16 protein-coding genes are annotated in these 16160 nt (G+C 63.9%); 8 read left to right on the top strand and 8 right to left on the bottom strand.

All coding sequences use genetic code 11. The features are described 5' to 3' along the window. Window positions 1–168 precede the first annotated feature (168 nt). The 6 genes from secY (at window position 169) to rplQ (ending at window position 4881) form a co-directional block, all read left to right on the top strand. A complete protein-coding gene (gene secY, locus K2Y42_RS04180; RefSeq protein WP_291148802.1) occupies window positions 169–1530 on the top strand; it encodes a preprotein translocase subunit SecY in 1362 nt (453 codons plus the stop codon). Further along, entirely contained in the window at window positions 1527–2111 is a 585-nt protein-coding gene (locus tag K2Y42_RS04175) for an adenylate kinase (protein WP_291148800.1), read from the top strand. The genes secY and K2Y42_RS04175 overlap by 4 nt, the downstream gene beginning before the upstream one ends. A 220-nt stretch (window positions 2112–2331) precedes the next feature. Continuing rightward, entirely contained in the window at window positions 2332–2703 is a 372-nt protein-coding gene (gene rpsM / locus K2Y42_RS04170; RefSeq protein ID WP_291148799.1) for a 30S ribosomal protein S13, read from the top strand. Window positions 2704–2762: 59 nt separating this feature from the next. Beyond that, entirely contained in the window at window positions 2763–3161 is a 399-nt protein-coding gene (gene rpsK, locus K2Y42_RS04165) for a 30S ribosomal protein S11 (protein ID WP_291148796.1), read from the top strand. Between the two features lie 133 nt (window positions 3162–3294). After that, complete coding sequence (locus K2Y42_RS04160; RefSeq protein WP_291148793.1) at window positions 3295–4320, top strand: DNA-directed RNA polymerase subunit alpha; 1026 nt, start codon at window positions 3295–3297, stop codon at window positions 4318–4320. A gap of 135 nt (window positions 4321–4455) precedes the next feature. Further along, window positions 4456–4881: a 50S ribosomal protein L17 gene (rplQ, locus tag K2Y42_RS04155; RefSeq protein WP_291148790.1), complete on the top strand. Its 426-nt coding sequence runs from the start codon at window positions 4456–4458 to the stop codon at window positions 4879–4881. An 82-nt stretch (window positions 4882–4963) separates the two neighbouring features. On the opposite strand, the gene K2Y42_RS04150 is transcribed toward rplQ, so the two are convergent. The 8 genes from K2Y42_RS04150 to K2Y42_RS04115 all read right to left on the bottom strand — a co-directional run bounded on the left by K2Y42_RS04150 (window position 4964) and on the right by K2Y42_RS04115 (window position 12686). Beyond that, window positions 4964–6553, bottom strand: a complete 1590-nt coding sequence (locus K2Y42_RS04150) for a hypothetical protein (protein ID WP_291148788.1) — start codon at window positions 6551–6553, stop codon at window positions 4964–4966. Between the two features lie 25 nt (window positions 6554–6578). Next, window positions 6579–7052: a hypothetical protein gene (locus K2Y42_RS04145; protein WP_291148785.1), complete on the bottom strand. Its 474-nt coding sequence runs from the start codon at window positions 7050–7052 to the stop codon at window positions 6579–6581. Between the two features lie 31 nt (window positions 7053–7083). After that, a complete protein-coding gene (locus K2Y42_RS04140; protein WP_291148783.1) occupies window positions 7084–7833 on the bottom strand; it encodes a hypothetical protein in 750 nt (249 codons plus the stop codon). Between the two features lie 117 nt (window positions 7834–7950). Then, window positions 7951–8451, bottom strand: a complete 501-nt coding sequence (locus K2Y42_RS04135) for a hypothetical protein (RefSeq protein WP_291148780.1) — start codon at window positions 8449–8451, stop codon at window positions 7951–7953. Between the two features lie 143 nt (window positions 8452–8594). Further along, window positions 8595–9302, bottom strand: a complete 708-nt coding sequence (locus K2Y42_RS04130) for a VWA domain-containing protein (protein WP_291148777.1) — start codon at window positions 9300–9302, stop codon at window positions 8595–8597. A gap of 183 nt (window positions 9303–9485) precedes the next feature. Then, a complete protein-coding gene (locus K2Y42_RS04125) occupies window positions 9486–10367 on the bottom strand; it encodes an MBL fold metallo-hydrolase (RefSeq protein WP_291148774.1) in 882 nt (293 codons plus the stop codon). 16 nt (window positions 10368–10383) lie between these two features. Further along, window positions 10384–11304 (bottom strand): lipid A biosynthesis acyltransferase, encoded by a 921-nt coding sequence (locus tag K2Y42_RS04120; protein WP_291148771.1) that lies wholly within the window; start codon window positions 11302–11304, stop codon window positions 10384–10386. A 125-nt stretch (window positions 11305–11429) separates the two neighbouring features. Next, the gene (locus K2Y42_RS04115) at window positions 11430–12686 is read right to left on the bottom strand and encodes a UbiH/UbiF family hydroxylase (protein WP_291148770.1); all 1257 of its coding nucleotides are present in this window, start codon (window positions 12684–12686) and stop codon (window positions 11430–11432) included. 389 nt (window positions 12687–13075) lie between these two features. On the opposite strand from K2Y42_RS04115, the gene K2Y42_RS04110 reads away from it, so the two are divergent. Next, window positions 13076–14458: a hypothetical protein gene (locus K2Y42_RS04110; RefSeq protein ID WP_291148769.1), complete on the top strand. Its 1383-nt coding sequence runs from the start codon at window positions 13076–13078 to the stop codon at window positions 14456–14458. A 411-nt stretch (window positions 14459–14869) separates the two neighbouring features. After that, window positions 14870–16135, top strand: coding sequence for a porin (locus K2Y42_RS04105; protein WP_291148766.1), 1266 nt, complete (start codon window positions 14870–14872; stop codon window positions 16133–16135). The last annotated feature ends 25 nt before the right edge of the window (window positions 16136–16160 follow it).

The following is a 16160-nucleotide window of genomic DNA, read 5'->3' as shown; positions in this document are numbered from 1 at the left end:
CCCAAGAGTAAGGTGGCGCACGCCCAGGATCAGGTGGCGCACGCCCCTGGATCAGGGGATGCGAGGGCGAAGATCGAACTGCTTGGTGGCGCTCCGTCGGAGTGGGGATAGACACGACGGCAGGCGGACACCAAGTAGGAAGGCTCAACCGGGCCGGGAGAGAACGACATGGTATCCGCTGCCGAGCAGCTCGCCTCAAATCTCAATCTGGGTGCCTTCAGTAAGGCCCAGGATCTGAAGAACCGTATCTGGTTCACGCTGGCGGCGCTGATCGTCTACCGCTTCGGCACCTTCATTCCGATTCCGGGCATCGATGCGGCCGCCTTTTCCGAGGCGTTCCGCTCGCAGTCGTCGGGCATTCTCGGCATGTTCAACGTGTTCGCCGGCGGTGCCGTCGAGCGTATGGCGATCTTCGCCCTGAACATCATGCCGTACATCTCGGCGTCGATCATCATCCAGCTCATGACCTCGATGAATAAGAAGCTCGAGGCCTTGAAGAAGGAAGGCGAGTCCGGCCGCAAGCAGATCAACCAGTACACGCGCTACCTGACGCTCGTGCTCGCCGCGTTCCAGGCCTACGGCATCGCCATCGGCCTCGAGGGCTCGCGGTCCGCGGCCGGGTCCGTCGTAACCGATCCTGGCTGGTTCTTCCGCGCCACCACCGTCATCACGCTGGTCGGCGGCACCATGTTCCTGATGTGGCTGGGTGAGCAGATCACGCAGCGCGGCGTCGGCAACGGCATCTCGCTCATCATCTTCGCCGGCATCGTCGCCGGCCTCCCGATGGCGCTGGTCCACCTGTTCGAAATGGCCCGCACGGGCGCACTTTCGACGTTCCTGCTGCTCGCGCTCCTCGTGCTGATGCTGGCCGTCGTCGCGGCAATCGTCTTCATCGAACGCGCCCAGCGGCGGCTGTTGATCCAGTATCCGAAACGACAGGTCGGCAACCGGATGTTCCAGGGCGATGCCTCGCATCTGCCGCTCAAGCTCAACTCGTCGGGCGTCATTCCGCCGATCTTCGCGTCGTCGCTGCTGCTGCTGCCGATCACCGCGGCGCAGTTCTCCTCGGCACAGGGCGGGGGTCCCGAGTGGCTGCAGACGATCGTGGCGTCGCTCGGCAACGGCCAGCCGCTCCACATCGCGATCTATGTCGCCCTGATCATCTTCTTCGCGTTCTTCTACACCGCCGTGGTCTTCAATCCGAAGGACACCGCCGACAACCTGCGCAAGCATGGCGGCTTCCTGCCCGGCATTCGTCCTGGTGAGAAAACGGCGGAGTACATCGACTACGTCTTGACCCGCATCACGGTCGTCGGCGCGATCTACCTGGCCGCCGTCTGCGTCATGCCGGAAATCCTCACCGCTTACGCGGGCATCCCGTTCTACTTCGGCGGCACGTCTCTGCTGATCGCTGTCAGTGTCACCATGGACACTGTCGCCCAGATCCAGAGCCATCTGCTGGCCCACCAGTACGAAGGCCTGATCAAGAAGGCGAAGCTCAGGGGCGCGACGACGCGAGGCAGACGATGAAGCTCATTCTTCTGGGGCCACCGGGTGCAGGTAAGGGCACGCAGGCCGAAAGCCTGGCCAAACGCCGCGGCCTGATACAACTCTCGACCGGCGACATGCTGCGCGCAGCCGTCAAAGCCGGAACCGAGATCGGCCGCAAGGCCGAAGCCGTGATGAAGAGCGGCGGTCTCGTATCGGACGAAATCGTGATCGGCATCATCTCCGACCGCATCGCCGAGCCGGATTGCGCCAACGGGTTCATTCTCGATGGCTTCCCCCGCACCCTGAAGCAGGCAGCGGCCCTCGACGAGCTGCTCGACTCGAAGGGCACGATCCTCGACGCCGTCATCGAGCTCCGGGTTGACGACAGCGCGCTTTTGTCGCGCATCGAAAAGCGGGCGGCCGACACGGTGGCAGCCGGTGGCACGATCCGCGCAGACGACAACGCGGACGCCCTCAAGACCCGCCTGATGGCCTACTACCGCGAGACATCTCCCCTGGTTGGTTACTATTTCGCCCAGGGCAAGCTTCGCACGCTGGACGGCATGGCCCCCATCGAGACGGTCGCAGCAAAGATCGATGAACTGCTGGGAACGCCGTAATGGGCGGTGAAAAGATGACCAAAGATCAAGGCGCAGGTTGACGAAGTATTATGACCAAGCTACAACACCGCGCTTTCAGGACGATGAAACGGAAGGCCTGCTCCGTGCGGCGATCTTCGCCCGGACCAGACCATTCCGTGTTTTTTCGTTGAATAACAGATAGATAACCCTGCGCGACACATGTCCGCGCGGCCGATGAAGAAGCCTCCAGGAGACCGACGTGGCTCGTATAGCTGGTGTGAATATCCCGACGCAGAAGCGCGTCCTCATTGCGCTTCAGTACATCCATGGGATCGGGCCCAAGTTTGCGGAGCAGATCTGCAGCAAGGTCGGCATTCCTGCTGATCGCCGCGTCAATCAGCTGACGGACGCGGAAGTCTTGCAGATCCGCGAAACGATCGACCGCGACTACGTCGTCGAAGGCGATCTTCGCCGCGAAGTCGGTATGAATATCAAGCGCTTGATGGATCTCGGTTGCTACCGCGGCCTGCGCCACCGCAAGGGTCTCCCCGTGCGCGGCCAGCGGACCCACACCAACGCGCGCACCCGTAAGGGTCCGGCTAAGCCGATCGCCGGCAAGAAGAAGGCATAAGGCTGTCCTCGACAGCACTGGGATTAGCCCGTTAAGCGGCGGGCATTGGGAGTTACGACATGGCCAAAGAAACACAGGGGCGCACGAAAGTCCGCCGCCGCGAGAAGAAGAACATTACCTCGGGCGTCGCGCACGTGAATGCCTCGTTCAACAACACGATGATCACCATCACGGATGCCCAGGGCAACACGCTCGCCTGGTCGTCTTCGGGCACCATGGGCTTCAAGGGTTCGCGTAAGTCGACGCCCTTCGCCGCTCAGATGGCTGCCGAGGATGCCGGCAAGAAGGCCATGGAGCACGGCATGAAGGTGCTCGAAGTTGAAGTCTGCGGCCCCGGATCCGGCCGTGAGTCGGCCCTCCGCGCCCTGCAGTCGGTCGGCTTCCAGATCACCTCGATCCGCGACGTGACGCCGATCCCGCACAACGGCTGCCGTCCGCGTAAGCGCCGCCGCGTATAAGTGAAGCGAGTTCAGGTGCTCGGACGGGCGGACTAGCGCGCCACGCGCCCGTTCCCTGACCCGAACTCATCCTCTGTTGGAAGCGTGCCGCCCCCCGGCGAGAAGGCACCCAGAACCGCTACGAGGACCCCCCGTGACGAACGTACTGCAAAAGAACTGGCAAGACCTCATCAAGCCGTCGAAGCTCGAGATCATTCCGGGCCGCGACCGCACCCGCAACGCGACCGTGATCGCTGAGCCGCTTGAGCGCGGCTTCGGCATGACGCTCGGCAACGCGCTCCGCCGCGTGCTCCTGTCCTCGCTGCAGGGCGCTGCCATCAAGACCGTGCACATCGACGGCGTGCTCCATGAGTTCTCGTCGATCCCTGGCGTCCGCGAGGACGTCACCAGCATGATCCTGAACATCAAGGAAATCGCGCTGCGCATCCACTCGGATGGCGTCAAGCGCATGGTGCTGAAGAAGGAAGGCCCTGGCCCCGTCAAGGCCGGCGACATCGAGACCGGTTCCGAAGTCGACATCCTGAATCCCGAGCACGTCATCTGCCACCTCGACCAGGGCGCGCAGATCCGCATGGAATTCACCGCCGACATGGGCAAGGGCTACGTCGCCGCCGAGCGCAACCGTCCGGATGACGCCCCGATCGGCCTCATCCCGGTCGACAGCCTCTACACGCCGGTGACGAAGGTCTCCTACAAGGTCGAGAACACCCGCGAAGGTCAGATCCTCGATTACGACAAGCTCACCATGAGCCTCGAGACGGACGGATCGGTGAAGGCCGAGGACGCAGTGGCGCTCGCCGCCCGCATCCTGCAGGACCAGCTGGCTGTCTTCATCAACTTCGAAGAGCCGAAGAAGGCCGTCGAGGAAAGCCGTCATCCGGAGCTGGCGTTCAACGCCGCGCTCCTCAAGAAGGTGGACGAGCTCGAGCTCAGCGTTCGCTCTGCGAACTGCCTGAAGAACGACAACATCGTCTACATCGGCGACCTGATCCAGAAGACCGAAGCCGAGATGCTGCGCACGCCGAACTTCGGCCGCAAGTCGCTCAACGAGATCAAGGAAGTTCTGGCTGGCATGGGCCTCCACCTCGGCATGGAAGTGCCGAACTGGCCGCCGGACAACATCGAAGAGCTGGCCAAGCGCTTCGAGGATCAGTACTAGGATCGCAAGAAATTTCCCTCTCCCGCCAAGCGGGGGAGGGATTTGCGTTTCTCCGCAATAGGGGAAACGTTGGACGAGACTACGAGGTGAGGCCGAAGAACCTCCCCGTAACAACCGAAGAGAAAAGAGAAAGCTATGAGACACGGAAAGTTGGGCCGCCGTTTCGGCCGCCAGAGCGCACATCGCCAGGCCATGTTCTCGAACATGGCGGCTGCCCTCATCAAGCACGAACAGATCGTCACGACGCTGCCGAAGGCCAAGGACCTGAAGCGCATCATCGACAAGTACATCACGCTCGCTAAGCGCGGTGATCTCAACTCCCGCCGCCTCGCTGCAGCACGCATGCGCGACGAGGACATGGTCAAGAAGCTCTTCGACGTGCTCGGCCCGCGCTACAAGAATCGCGCCGGCGGCTACTCGCGCGTTCTCAAGGCCGGCTTCCGCTACGGCGACAGCGCACCGCGCGCCGTCATCGAGCTGGTGGATCGCGATGAGTCCGTGAAGGGCGCCGAAGATCGCGCACGCCACGAAGAGCAGAAGGCTGCTGCCGAGAACGCGTAAGCGGATCTCGACATCCCGGATTAGCAAAGGCCCGATGCAGCGCATCGGGCCCTTGTCGTTTTCCGCGCACGACACGTCTGGCCTACGGCAGGTAGGCCTTGATCTCGCGGCCGTCGATTTCCCAGTTCACCCGGCCGCCGCGTCCGAACGGCGCTTCCTCCGCGCGAATCTCGACCGTTACACGGCCCTGAGGTGAGGGATCCAGGCTGGCGCGCCCGATGGTGATCGTCGTGATCTTCGACGCGGGGAGTCCGATCCGCTGCTCGGTCGCCTCCTGCAGCTTGCGCATCTGGCCCGCATCGAGCGCCTTGAGATCCGCAACCGAGAATCGCGGATTGGCTTCCGTAAACGGCGACACGGTTTCGAATCTCTTGATGCCGGTCTCGTCGAGCAGGAACTCTCCGAGCTGGCCGGGATGCTGCGGATCGAGCGCCGAAATGCGGATGTGCTTGTCGTAGAGGATCACCTCCGCGATTGCGCCGTCGCCGCCGAACGAACCTGAAATCAGCGCCAGCGCAGCCGGCCACGCCTCCGGATTGCGGCCGTCGAATGCTTTCTGCCGGCTCTTGGGCAAGGTATGGCCCAAGGGATCGCCCTTCGCGTCGAAGAGCGCGATACCCTTTTCGCCGCCCTCTTCAAGCGTGATTTCCCATTCGAGCTGCGGCGGCCCGGCGCGATCCTTGGGTTTCGAAAGCTCGATCTCGGCGAGCTTCGCGTTCGGCATGCCGAGGGTGCCTTTCGCTTTTCGCACCAGCCGCTCGGCGAGACTCCAGTCGGTGTCTTGAACCGCGAACGGCGGCTCCACGCCAAAATGCTCGCTGGTGTCGATGTTGCCCATCACCCGGTTGAGACCGTTGAGGCTCCATTGATAGACCTGCCGGTGCTTGAGGCTCACGAGCAGCGGCGACTTCTCCTCGAGGTTGGTCTCGAATGAGACGCCGCGCGGCGACATGCTGGCTTTGATCAGCACAGCGCCGTCTCCGACGCCGTCGCGGAAGGCCTGCGCGGCTTCCGGCAGCTTGTCGAGCGAGGCGAGCAGATCGAACGCCTTGCCCCTGTTCGTGCCCGCAAGATCGACGCGCACGACGTTGCCCTTGGCGTCCGTCTGCACGCGCGCGCTTTCTCGCCCGCTTCTGACGTCGACGGTCCACCACACGTCGCCGCTCGACGGCTTCGGCAGCAGGTAGAGTTGGCGCCGGATCTCGATGGACGAAATGTGCGCGGGATCTTCGAGGGCTGCCCGCGAGATGGCCTCGCGGATGACCTTGCCGGCCGCACTGAAGTCGACGTCCGAAAGATTGAAGAGATTGGCGTTGAGGTCTTTGTCGATCAGGTTGAGCTCGACGGGATCGGGCCCCGAAGTCTCATCCCAGTTGAACGAGCCGATCCTGTTGCGCTCGCGCACCCACCGGTTGACGTGCTGGATGCGGTTCGGGTCCTGCGCCTCGATGCTCACCTCGTCTGCCGTGATGGAGACCGACAGCGCGCGTTCGAGGCCACCCGCTTTGCGCAGCGCTTCGACCGCGGACACGATGCCGGCCTGATCTTCGAAGAACGTCACCGGCGGTCCGAACCGCCACCCGGTCAGCAGCACGAGGCAGGCAAGTGCTGCAAGCGCGCGACCTGAAATCGCATGGCGTGGAGCATCGAACGTTCGCGGCTGGCCCGGCATTCTCGATCCTCCGGCGTTGAGCTGCCTATTGCGCCTTGAGCGAGAACGGCCGGTGGCGATAAACGACATCGGTCACCATCCAGTCTCCGCCGGCATTCGTCATGAGAAGGTCGATGACCCGCTCCTCGCCAAAGTTTTTGAACGTCGCCCTGCCGATCGACGTGCTGCCCCCGCCACCGATGATGTCGAGCTTGAGGTCGCTCGTCTTGCAGTCTTGCCCATCGATCAGGATGTCGAAGCCGAGCGCGCCGGGCTGCTCGTAGTCGCGCGTGATGATTTTGACGAGCGCGGGCACGAAGTACTTCTTGGCCAGCGCATCGAGATCGTAGGCCGGGCCGTCGCCATTGCCGCCGCACATCGAATTCATCTGGCCGAAGAGATCGTCGAGAACCGCCTTGGGATCGCTGCCGCCCGCGCGTGCCGGGTTTGAGGCGCCGGCCGCGATCAGCGCGGCAATCATCAGTAGCGGCGAACGCCGGCGGGGAAGGAGTGAAGTCATCGTCTGTCGCTCCGCTGGAAGGAAAAAGACGTTATCGCACCATAGCGTCGGAAAGGATCTGCTGCAGCCTGGGATCTGAAACCATGAAAAACGCGGCCTCGATCCGCCGGTCGACGTCGTCCCGCATCAGGAAGGCGCCGATCTTGTCGGCTTCCGTCCGATGGTCTTCGAGAAAGGGATTGTCGAGGCACGGACGGCCGTTGAGTGTCAGAACATCGCTCCTGAGCGCCGCCATGTGGATCGCAGCCGCCGGATCCGCCGCTCCATCCCACGCCGCGAGCGCGCGATCGAGATCGCCGTCCGCGGTGACGATCATCGTCAGCACGTCCGCAAAGTCGAAGTCGAGGCGCCATCCCACGGGCCACAGCGCCAGATCGAGCCGTGCAAGGCTCGCGACCAGGAAGGCGTCGAGGAACCGGTCGATGAGCTGCTCTTCTTCCACCGGCCACTTGCTGCGCCAGCCTCCGCGCCCGATCCGGCGCAGGCAGATGTCGAGGCCGATGTTGTCGGGCGGGTCGTAGGCGGCGATCAGCTCGAAGTAGCGCGGCAGGAAGTACCGCATCTCGCGCGCCACCGGCCCGTCGTCCCAATCGTGGGCGGAGTTGGTGTACTCGGCAAGGGTGAGAGAAGGGATCTGGCGCAGCGGCGTTTTGATCAGCTCGCGCTCGACATCGACCGTCATGCAGACGTTGCAATGGCAGACGGTAAGCGTATCGGCCAGCTGATAGCGGCCGAACACGCGATAGGCTTCTTCGACGATGGCCGTGAGCTCGGGGGTCATGAAAATCTGCGCCGGCGCGCCGCCGAAAATCCGGCAGGCGGACGCAAACTATCGCGGCAAAGCGCTTGTCGCCCAGTTCCCCGCGTTACAGCTGCCCCACGTTACAGCTCGCCCGCGTTACAGCTCAAGTGAGCGCCGCACTTCAAAAACTTCCATGATGCGCGCGCCGCGGTGCGGCCCGTCGCACACGAACGTCCAGCGGCCTTCAGTGAAGGTGTCGCACATTTTGACACCCTTGATCAGGATCCAGTGGCCTTCCTTGCCTTTGTGGATCGCGAGGATGTAATGCGCCCACGCGTTGCGGGGCTTCTGCATCCAGGTCCAGACGCTGGGCCGCTTCTTGCGCTCGAGGTGCATGAAGGATTCCTTCAGCGCCATCTCGAAGCCGTAGACCGCAAGCGCGCCCTCCACCTCGTCCGCATAGGTGCCCTTGACGCGATGGCGCAGGTCCGCCGGCAGGTTGCGGTAGGCGTTGATCGCCGCCTCGACCTTGCTGATCGGATAGCCCGTGATCGCGGACAGCACGAACGGCCCGCAGAACGCGACGCGTCCGGTATCGTTGTGCGCATCGTTGAGCGATGACGTCATCGCGGGCGGAAAGCTGTCGAGATCGGACATCGGGCGGCCAAAATCACAAGAGTTAACGAACTCTTGCCCGAAAGGGTTAGCGAAAGGTTAATGGCGGGCCTTCCGCTCCAACTTTCGGCTGCCAAGGCGGCGCGTTCGTCACGAATCCCGCAGGGAGAGCGCCCTGGCGCCGCTCATCGCTGCATCGTTTGCGGCGGCAGCATCGTCACGGCCGGGCATCCGAGCGTCTCCGACAGCGCTTCCGTGAGCTGCTCCGTCGTCTCGGCTGTCGCGAAGATGCCGCCGGTCTCGTCGGCCAGGCACCGCTCGACAAACGGCTGCGCTGGGCCCGTCATGGGCTTCAGGCGATAGCCGATGACATGGATGGTGAGCGCGGAATGCGCAGCCTTGAGAGTGCGCGCGAGCTGGCAGGCATCGCCCCCGCACGTGTCCTGCCCGTCGGTGAGCGCCACGATCACCGCGGGCCTTTCGCCGATTGTCAGCACGTCCGCCGCCCGCTGCACGGAGGATGTCAACGCCGTGCGCCCGTTCGGACGGAGCCGGTCGACCTCCTTGATGATGCGCGGGCCCGCATTCGACACGGGTGCGAAGCGTAGATCCACATTCTGGCAGGTGTCGAAGTTGCGGCCCGGCCCATAGACGAGCAGTCCGAGGCGCCGCGTCTGTGTCGCGGACGGCAGCACCTTGCCCAACGCCTGCCTCACGCGGTCCATGCGCGACGGCGCGCCTTCGGGAAAGTCGGCCGCCGCCATCGAGCCCGATGCGTCGAAGACGAGCATGGCATCGTCGACGCAAGATGGCTTTGCATCCGTCGCCGCCGCGAAGGGAACCGTGACCCCGAGCAGCGCGAAGGCGCACATCACTGAAAGACGACGCCGCACCGCTGAGCCGTTCCTGATCGTTACCGGAACGGCATTACAGGCAGAGTGCACCCCGACCGCAATCGGCTTCGCGCCTGTGACACGCGGTTGTGATTCAGCGCGAGCAGGGCTTGCCGACTGTTCCCATTGTGGCGTGCCAAAGTTCTGGCCCGCGCCGGTCTCACACAGGGCCTCACACAGGCCTCACGTCGGGCCGCAGACCTTTTCGAGGTTTTCTTTGTGCACCTCTTCATAGGGCGCGTAGTAGGTGATCCATCCCGTATTGAGCGGCCCCTGGATGAGAGACTTGAGCGGGCTGGCCCGGAGCGCGGCGTCCGACCGGGCGCGCAACAGCGTGCGGACATACTGCTGCATCGCCCGATTGAGGCCCCGGCTGTATCCGCCGCGCGCGATGATGTCGGGATCGCCGTGGTTCGGGAGAATGCGGGCCGGCGCGAGCGCGTCGAGACGCGCGAGATCCACCAGGTGCCGCTCGAGCCCGTCCGGCTCGGTGACATACGTGACCGTGTCTTCCATGGTGTCGCCCGCGAGCAGAATGCGCTCGCTCTCCCACCACACGACGGCCGCGTCGTCGCTATGAATGTCGGCCTCGATCAGCTCCAGGCGGATGGCTCCGATGTCCAGCGCAAGCGTGCCGGAAAAGACGCGCGTCGGCAGCACGAGCGGCGAGATCGCGGGCGGCCCTTCGTGCGTACCCGCTTCGATGGCGGCCCGGTGGCGCTCGAGATGCGCTGCGGTGCGCTCCGTGGAAATGATCTCGCAGTCGGCGAACGCGCCCGTGCCCGCGACATGATCGAGATGCCAGTGGCTCAGCACGACGGTGAACGTCGTAACGCCCTCCTGCGCGAGAGTTTCGCGGATTTCGGCCGCGTGCGGAAGCGAGACGTGCGTGTCGTAGACAAGGGCATGCGTGCCGCTCACGATCGCATAGCTCGCGATGCCGAGCGCCAGCGCCCCTTCGTCGACCCAGTTGGGCTCTTCGGCGAACCGGTAGCCCGGCACGCGCCCGTCGTAGAAGGCGAAGATCGCGGGATGAGGGCGCAACACGCGCATGTGTCCGGTCACGGCAGCAAGCCTCCCCTCAGCTCCAGCGCCGGTTCGACCACATCCACTGCTCCGGCGCGTCGCGCACCCAGAGCTCGAACTGCTTTTGCATCTCCGTCATGATCCAGCGGATGTCTTCGCTGATGTTCTTGGTGCGGGGAACGCGCAGCTCCATCAGCTCGATCTCGAAATTCGAGGACGTGCCGACCCGCTTGCAGCGCGACATCCAGATCCGGCTGCCGACGCGCCGCGCGATCATGGCGGCGATGGCCTGCGTCTTCGCATCCTGTCCGAAGAACGGCACGTCGAGACCCGTGCGGTCGTAAAGATCGCAGACGAGACCGAGCCGCCCGCCGCGCCGCACGAAATCCGTGAGAATGCGGGCCGTCTTCTGGTCGTCGCCGTGTTCGCCCACCTTGCCGCGGCCGAACAGCCCGCCGGGATAGAGATCGCGCCGCTGCCAGCGCAGGTACTGATCGACGTAAGGATTGGTCACCGAGCGGTAGACCGCAGCCGGGTTCGCATTGGCCGCCACGAACGGCCAGATCGACAGCTCCCAGTTGCCCATGTGAAGCGAAACGCCGATCGCCGGGCCGAGCTTGTTCTTGTAGCGGCTGAACAGCGGCTCGGAGACGATGCGGATGCGCGATGGATCGCGGACCAGCCGGTCGATCTGCATCGTCTCGGCCATCACGCGCCCGAGATTCTCCCAGTGCGTCATGCAGATTGCGAGCCGCTCCGCCTCGGACTTTTCCGGAAAGGCGATAGCGAGGTTCGCGAGCGCCCGCTTGTGCCGCTTTGGGTTGATGCGCGGTGCCAGCACGCGCCAGGCCTTGGCCGAGATCGCGGTTGCCGTTTCGAGCGGCAGCAGTCGGACCATGCCCACGACGGCGCGCAGGAGGCCGTATTCGATCCGGAACTGAAGATCGCGTGCGAAGCTGGTGCTGGGAGCGGTCATTCGTGCACGGACGCTTTCGGCTGGCGAGAGAGGACGACCATGACCGGATGCCCCCAGACGCCTTCGGCGTCAAGCAACAGTGTGGCTTTCCGCGTCGGGGAGCAGTGTCGCGTTCGGTGTCACGCTCAAGCAGCCGAATCCAGCGGGCCGGGCGCAGCTCGGGCAACAAGGCGCGCGAGGCCGCCCGGCCCAAGCAGCGTGGCGATCTCAGGCGACGGCGCCAGACCTTCGCGAATCGCGCGCCGCCGCAACGGCCCGACCGTTTTCAGAGCCACGAGCCCAAGCCCGCGCGCCAGATGCACCGGCACGAGATCCGAGATCAGCGACTTGTTCAGGACGTCAATGGCCGTCACGCGTGAGGCGACGTCCGGCCGGCGAAGGGCCGTATAGGCGTCCAGCGTAGGCGCCAGCCCCGGATCGCGTCCCGCGTGCATCGCGTCGGCCACGCAATCGGCGAGCACGGCGCTGTCGCGCAGGCCGAGATTGAGGCCCTGCGCCCCGATCGGCGGGATGACGTGCGCCGCTTCGCCGATCAGCGCGATGCGGTTGCGCCCGAACGAACTGGCCTCGAGGCCGGAAAGGGGAAACACGGCGCGCGGGCGAATGTCGCCGATGGTTCCGAGCAGGCCCTGCAGGCGCCTTTCGAGTTCGGCGCGGAAGCCCGCTTCGTCGAGCGCCGCCAGGCGCTGGGCTTCGGCCGGGGTTTCCACCCACACGAGGCTGGACGCGGATCCGGGCATCGGAACGACCGTCAGCGGCCCGGCCGGCCGGTGGAACTCGGTCGAGACGTTCCGATGCGCCCGGGCATGCGAGAAGGTGGTGGTGACGGCCGCCTGCGCATACGGCCAGGTTTTCGTGTCGATGCCCGCCGCGGCCCGGCAGATCGATTTCCGCCCGTCGGCCCCGATCACGAGCGAGGCATCGAAAGTTCCGCCTTCGGCGCTCGTCAGGCGCACGCGCGCGTCTGACACGGCAACGCCCGCGATTCCGCGCGTCTCCTGAAGCCGGACCCGCCCCGCCAGGCGCGCCGTCAGGCACTCCACAAGGCCGGCGTTGGGCACGTTCCACCCGAAGGTCTCCCGGTCCACTTCGGCGGCGGTGAAGGTCACTTCCGGCGCGCGTAGGAGGCCGCCCGTGTCGTCGATGATTCTGATCGCGGCGATCGGCGCGCTGAGCGGCTCCAAGGCCTCCCAAACCCCGAGATTGCGCAGCATCTCGATCGATCCGGCGAAAAGAGCAGCCGTCCGATTATCTGATCCGACAACGGACGTATTTTGGGGCCCAAACAGGGTGATTTCGGCCCCCGTAGCGGCTGCGGCGAGCGCTGCGGTCAGCCCGGCAGGCCCGCCTCCTACGACAGCGATTGAGTAGGTTTCGCCCATGGCCCCTCTGTTTTCTCAGAGGAAATTGGCACGCCAGTGGGTGTCAGGCAATACCGGGTGTTGCGGGTGCCAGAAAAGAAACTCATCCGAAAATACATTTCGTCCGAGAAAAACTCGCCATTTCACATTGTCATAAAACTGTCATTCATATTCCAAGAACTTACGGGTAAATACTGAGGGACGAGGCGGTGTTATCACGAGCCGTCTTTGCAAATCCGTCACATAAGCTTTTCGCATTTACTGCAGAAGCTTGCTTGAGCTTTATCGACCGTGTCCACGGTGGCTGGCAGGCATAAGCGTTTGCGTCTGTTCTGGTCTGCCGGGTGGAGGGGTCAATAGTTGAAAGCCTTGCCGGGTCGGCGGGGCGAGAAATATCGGAAGGACTGGGCATGACTGGGGGATTTGGGATGTCGGCAGGACGGTTGTCGCTGCTTGCGGCAGCGAGCTTGACGCTGCTGGGGAGCGTGTCCGCTCAGGCCGCGGATCTGGGTGGTGACTGCTGCGCAGATCTCGAAGAGCGCATCGCAGAGCTCGAAGCCACCACGGCTCGCAAGGGCAACCGCAAGGTGAAGCTCGAAGTCTCGGGCCACGTGAACGAAGCGGTCCTGTACTGGGACGACGGCTTCGAGGACAACGCATATGTCGTCACCAACGACGCGGCGCGCACGCGCTTCCGCTTCAAGGGCGACGCAAAGATCAACAACGACTTCAAGGCGGGCTACCTGCTCGAAGTCGGCGTTCGCAGCGCGAACTCGAAGCGCTCGACTCAGGATGATCCGATCGGTGAAGTCGGCTTCGACGTTCGCCACTCGGTTTGGTACCTCGACAGCAAGACCTTCGGTCGCGTCTGGGTCGGCCTGACGGGCGGTGCTGCTGAAGGCGTTACCGAAATCAACGTTGCCGGCACCGGCGACGTCGCCAAGTACTCGGACGCCGAGGACATGGGCGGCGGCCTGGCTCTTCGTCTGGCCAGCGGCACGTTCTCGAGCGGCGGCACCACCGTCACCGGTGGCGACATCACCATCCGCCGTCTGATCCGCGACAGCGGCAACCAGGCTGGTGAAGGCCGTCGCTATAACATGGTCCGTTACGACACCCCCGAAATCGCAGGCTTCGTCGGCACTGCCAACTGGGGCGGCGATGACGCCTGGGAAATCGGCCTGCGTTACAAGGGCGAGTTCGCTGGCTTCAAGATGGCTGCCGGCATGGCCTACGGTGAAAACTCCGAAGCGCCCGCAACCGGCGTCGTCGTCGGCTTCGAGTGCGTCGCCAACAGAACGACGAACGCCAACATTGCCGGCACGGGCAAGGACGCAGATTGCAACCAGTTCGGCGCATCGGGCAGCATCATGCACGAAGCAACCGGCCTCTACGTGAACGCCGCCTACGGCGTGCTCGAAGACGAGCTGCTTAAGGACCGTTTCGGCGCTGGCACCGAAGACAAGCACGAGTTCTACGCGCTTGAAGCCGGTCTCCAGCAGAAGTGGTTCCCGATCGGCAAGACGACCATCTTCGGCCAGTACTACGTTGCCGACGGCGGCGCGACCGATCGCAACTACACGACCGTTGGCCGCATGATGAGCTCTGAGCTCGACATCTACTCGCTCGGCATCATGCAGAACATCGATGCGGCTGCGATGCACGTCTACGCCATGTACCGTCACGTCGAGGCAGAAGCCACGACGACGGACGGTGGTGGCGCTGGCGTCGCCGGCACGCTTCAGTTCGAAGACGTCGACATGTTCATGACGGGCGCGATGATCAAGTTCTAAGCGTCACGGCGCGCCCCAAGCGCCTAGACGGAAGACGAGAAGGAGCTGCCGGAAGGCAGCTCCTTTTTTGTTTCATTGTTTATCAGCGGGCGGTCATTTCGGGCGGGCGGCGAATTCGACGTTTTTGGAGGTCAGTTTTGAGAAAGCCAGAGGGTGTTTTCTCAGAGGGTTTCGAACGTGAAGGTTTTATGTCGGAGGATGGGCTAGAGGCTTATTTGCATCGGTCTATTTGGGATCAGCAATTTCGGCCCCGTTTGCTCGAATATGACGTTGCGCGGCTCCGTCGTGGCGAATACCTAAGTACCGTCTGCCCTACCTATGTAATTGGCACTAGGTACTCTTGAACCAGCCTGCAACGCGATTCGTGCGGATGTCGTGACCCCGCGTCCGCGAATCTCAGAGGATTTAAGTATGACCGCTCGTCTGACCCAACTCTCCAACCGCTCGCAGCGCTGGGCGCTGCTGGCACTCGCCGGGACCATCGTGGGCGCAAGCCCCGTGGCCGCCGCCGACCTCGGTGGCAACTGCTGCGCTGACCTCGAAGAGCGCATCGCAGAACTCGAAGCCACCACCGCCCGCAAGGGCAACCGCAAGGTCAGCCTGACGATCTCGGGCTGGGTGAACGAAGCCGTCTTCGCTTGGGACGATGGCGTCGAAAACAACGTTTACGTCGGCACCAACGCTCTCGAACAGTCTCGCTTCAAGTTCGCTGGCGACGCCAAGATCAACGGCGACTGGTCGGCCGGCTACACGATCGAGATCGGCATCCTCGGTGCCGACTCCAAGTCGTTCGCCCAGGACAACACGGGCAGCAAGAACACACTCTCGACGCGTAAGGCCTCGTGGTTCTTGAAGAGCAAGACCTTCGGTAAGCTGACGGTCGGCCAGGACGGCACCGCGACGTACCACCTGCTCGACGACGCCGACGGCGTGAACACGCGCAACTACTCGGACGCTGAGGCTGCTGCCGTTGCTCTCGGCGCTTTCCGCACCCGCTCGGGCGGCGTGCTCGGCGCCAAGTGGACCGACTTCATGGGCGGTTTCAACAACGCCACGGAAGGCCAGAGCGGCCGCCGCAACATCGTTCGCTACGACAGCCCGACCTTCGCTGGCTTCACGGCCACGGCGGCTTGGGGTGAGGACGACATGTGGGATACCGCGCTCACCTATAAGGGTGACGTCGGCGACTTCGCTCTTGTCGGCAAGATCGGCTACGGCGAAAGCTCCGATCCCGCTGCCAACGGCGGCCAGTGCGCTGTCGGCACCGGTGACTGCCAGTGGTGGGGTGCTGCCGGTACGATCATGCACACGCCGACCGGTCTCTATGTCTATGCCGGTTACGGCGCGACCCAGATCGACCTGAAGGCCGCTCAGGCCGGCCAGGACGACGAGGCAAACACCTGGTTCGTCCAGGGTGGTATCGAGAAGAAGTTCTTCCCGCTCGGCAAGACCACGGTGTTCGGCGAATTCCGCCGCGACGACGTCGGTCTGTCTAAGGCCGCTCAGGGATCCGAGCTCGACTTCTGGGCTGCTGGCATCGTGCAGAACATCGACGCTGCCGCCATGGACCTCTACCTCATCTATCGCAACGCAAGCGGCGATGCGACGGTTGGCGGCGTGAAGACGAACCTGGACGACCTGGACATGGTCATCGCGGGCGCCCGCATCCAGTTCTGATGCGAAACCGGGGGCTCCGGCTCCG

The organism is Hyphomicrobium sp., from assembly GCF_019744875.1.
Taxonomy (GTDB): Bacteria; Pseudomonadota; Alphaproteobacteria; order Rhizobiales; family Hyphomicrobiaceae; genus Hyphomicrobium_C.
Note: the sequence above shows the minus strand (reverse complement) of the source record. Positions and strands in the feature narration are given on the sequence as shown.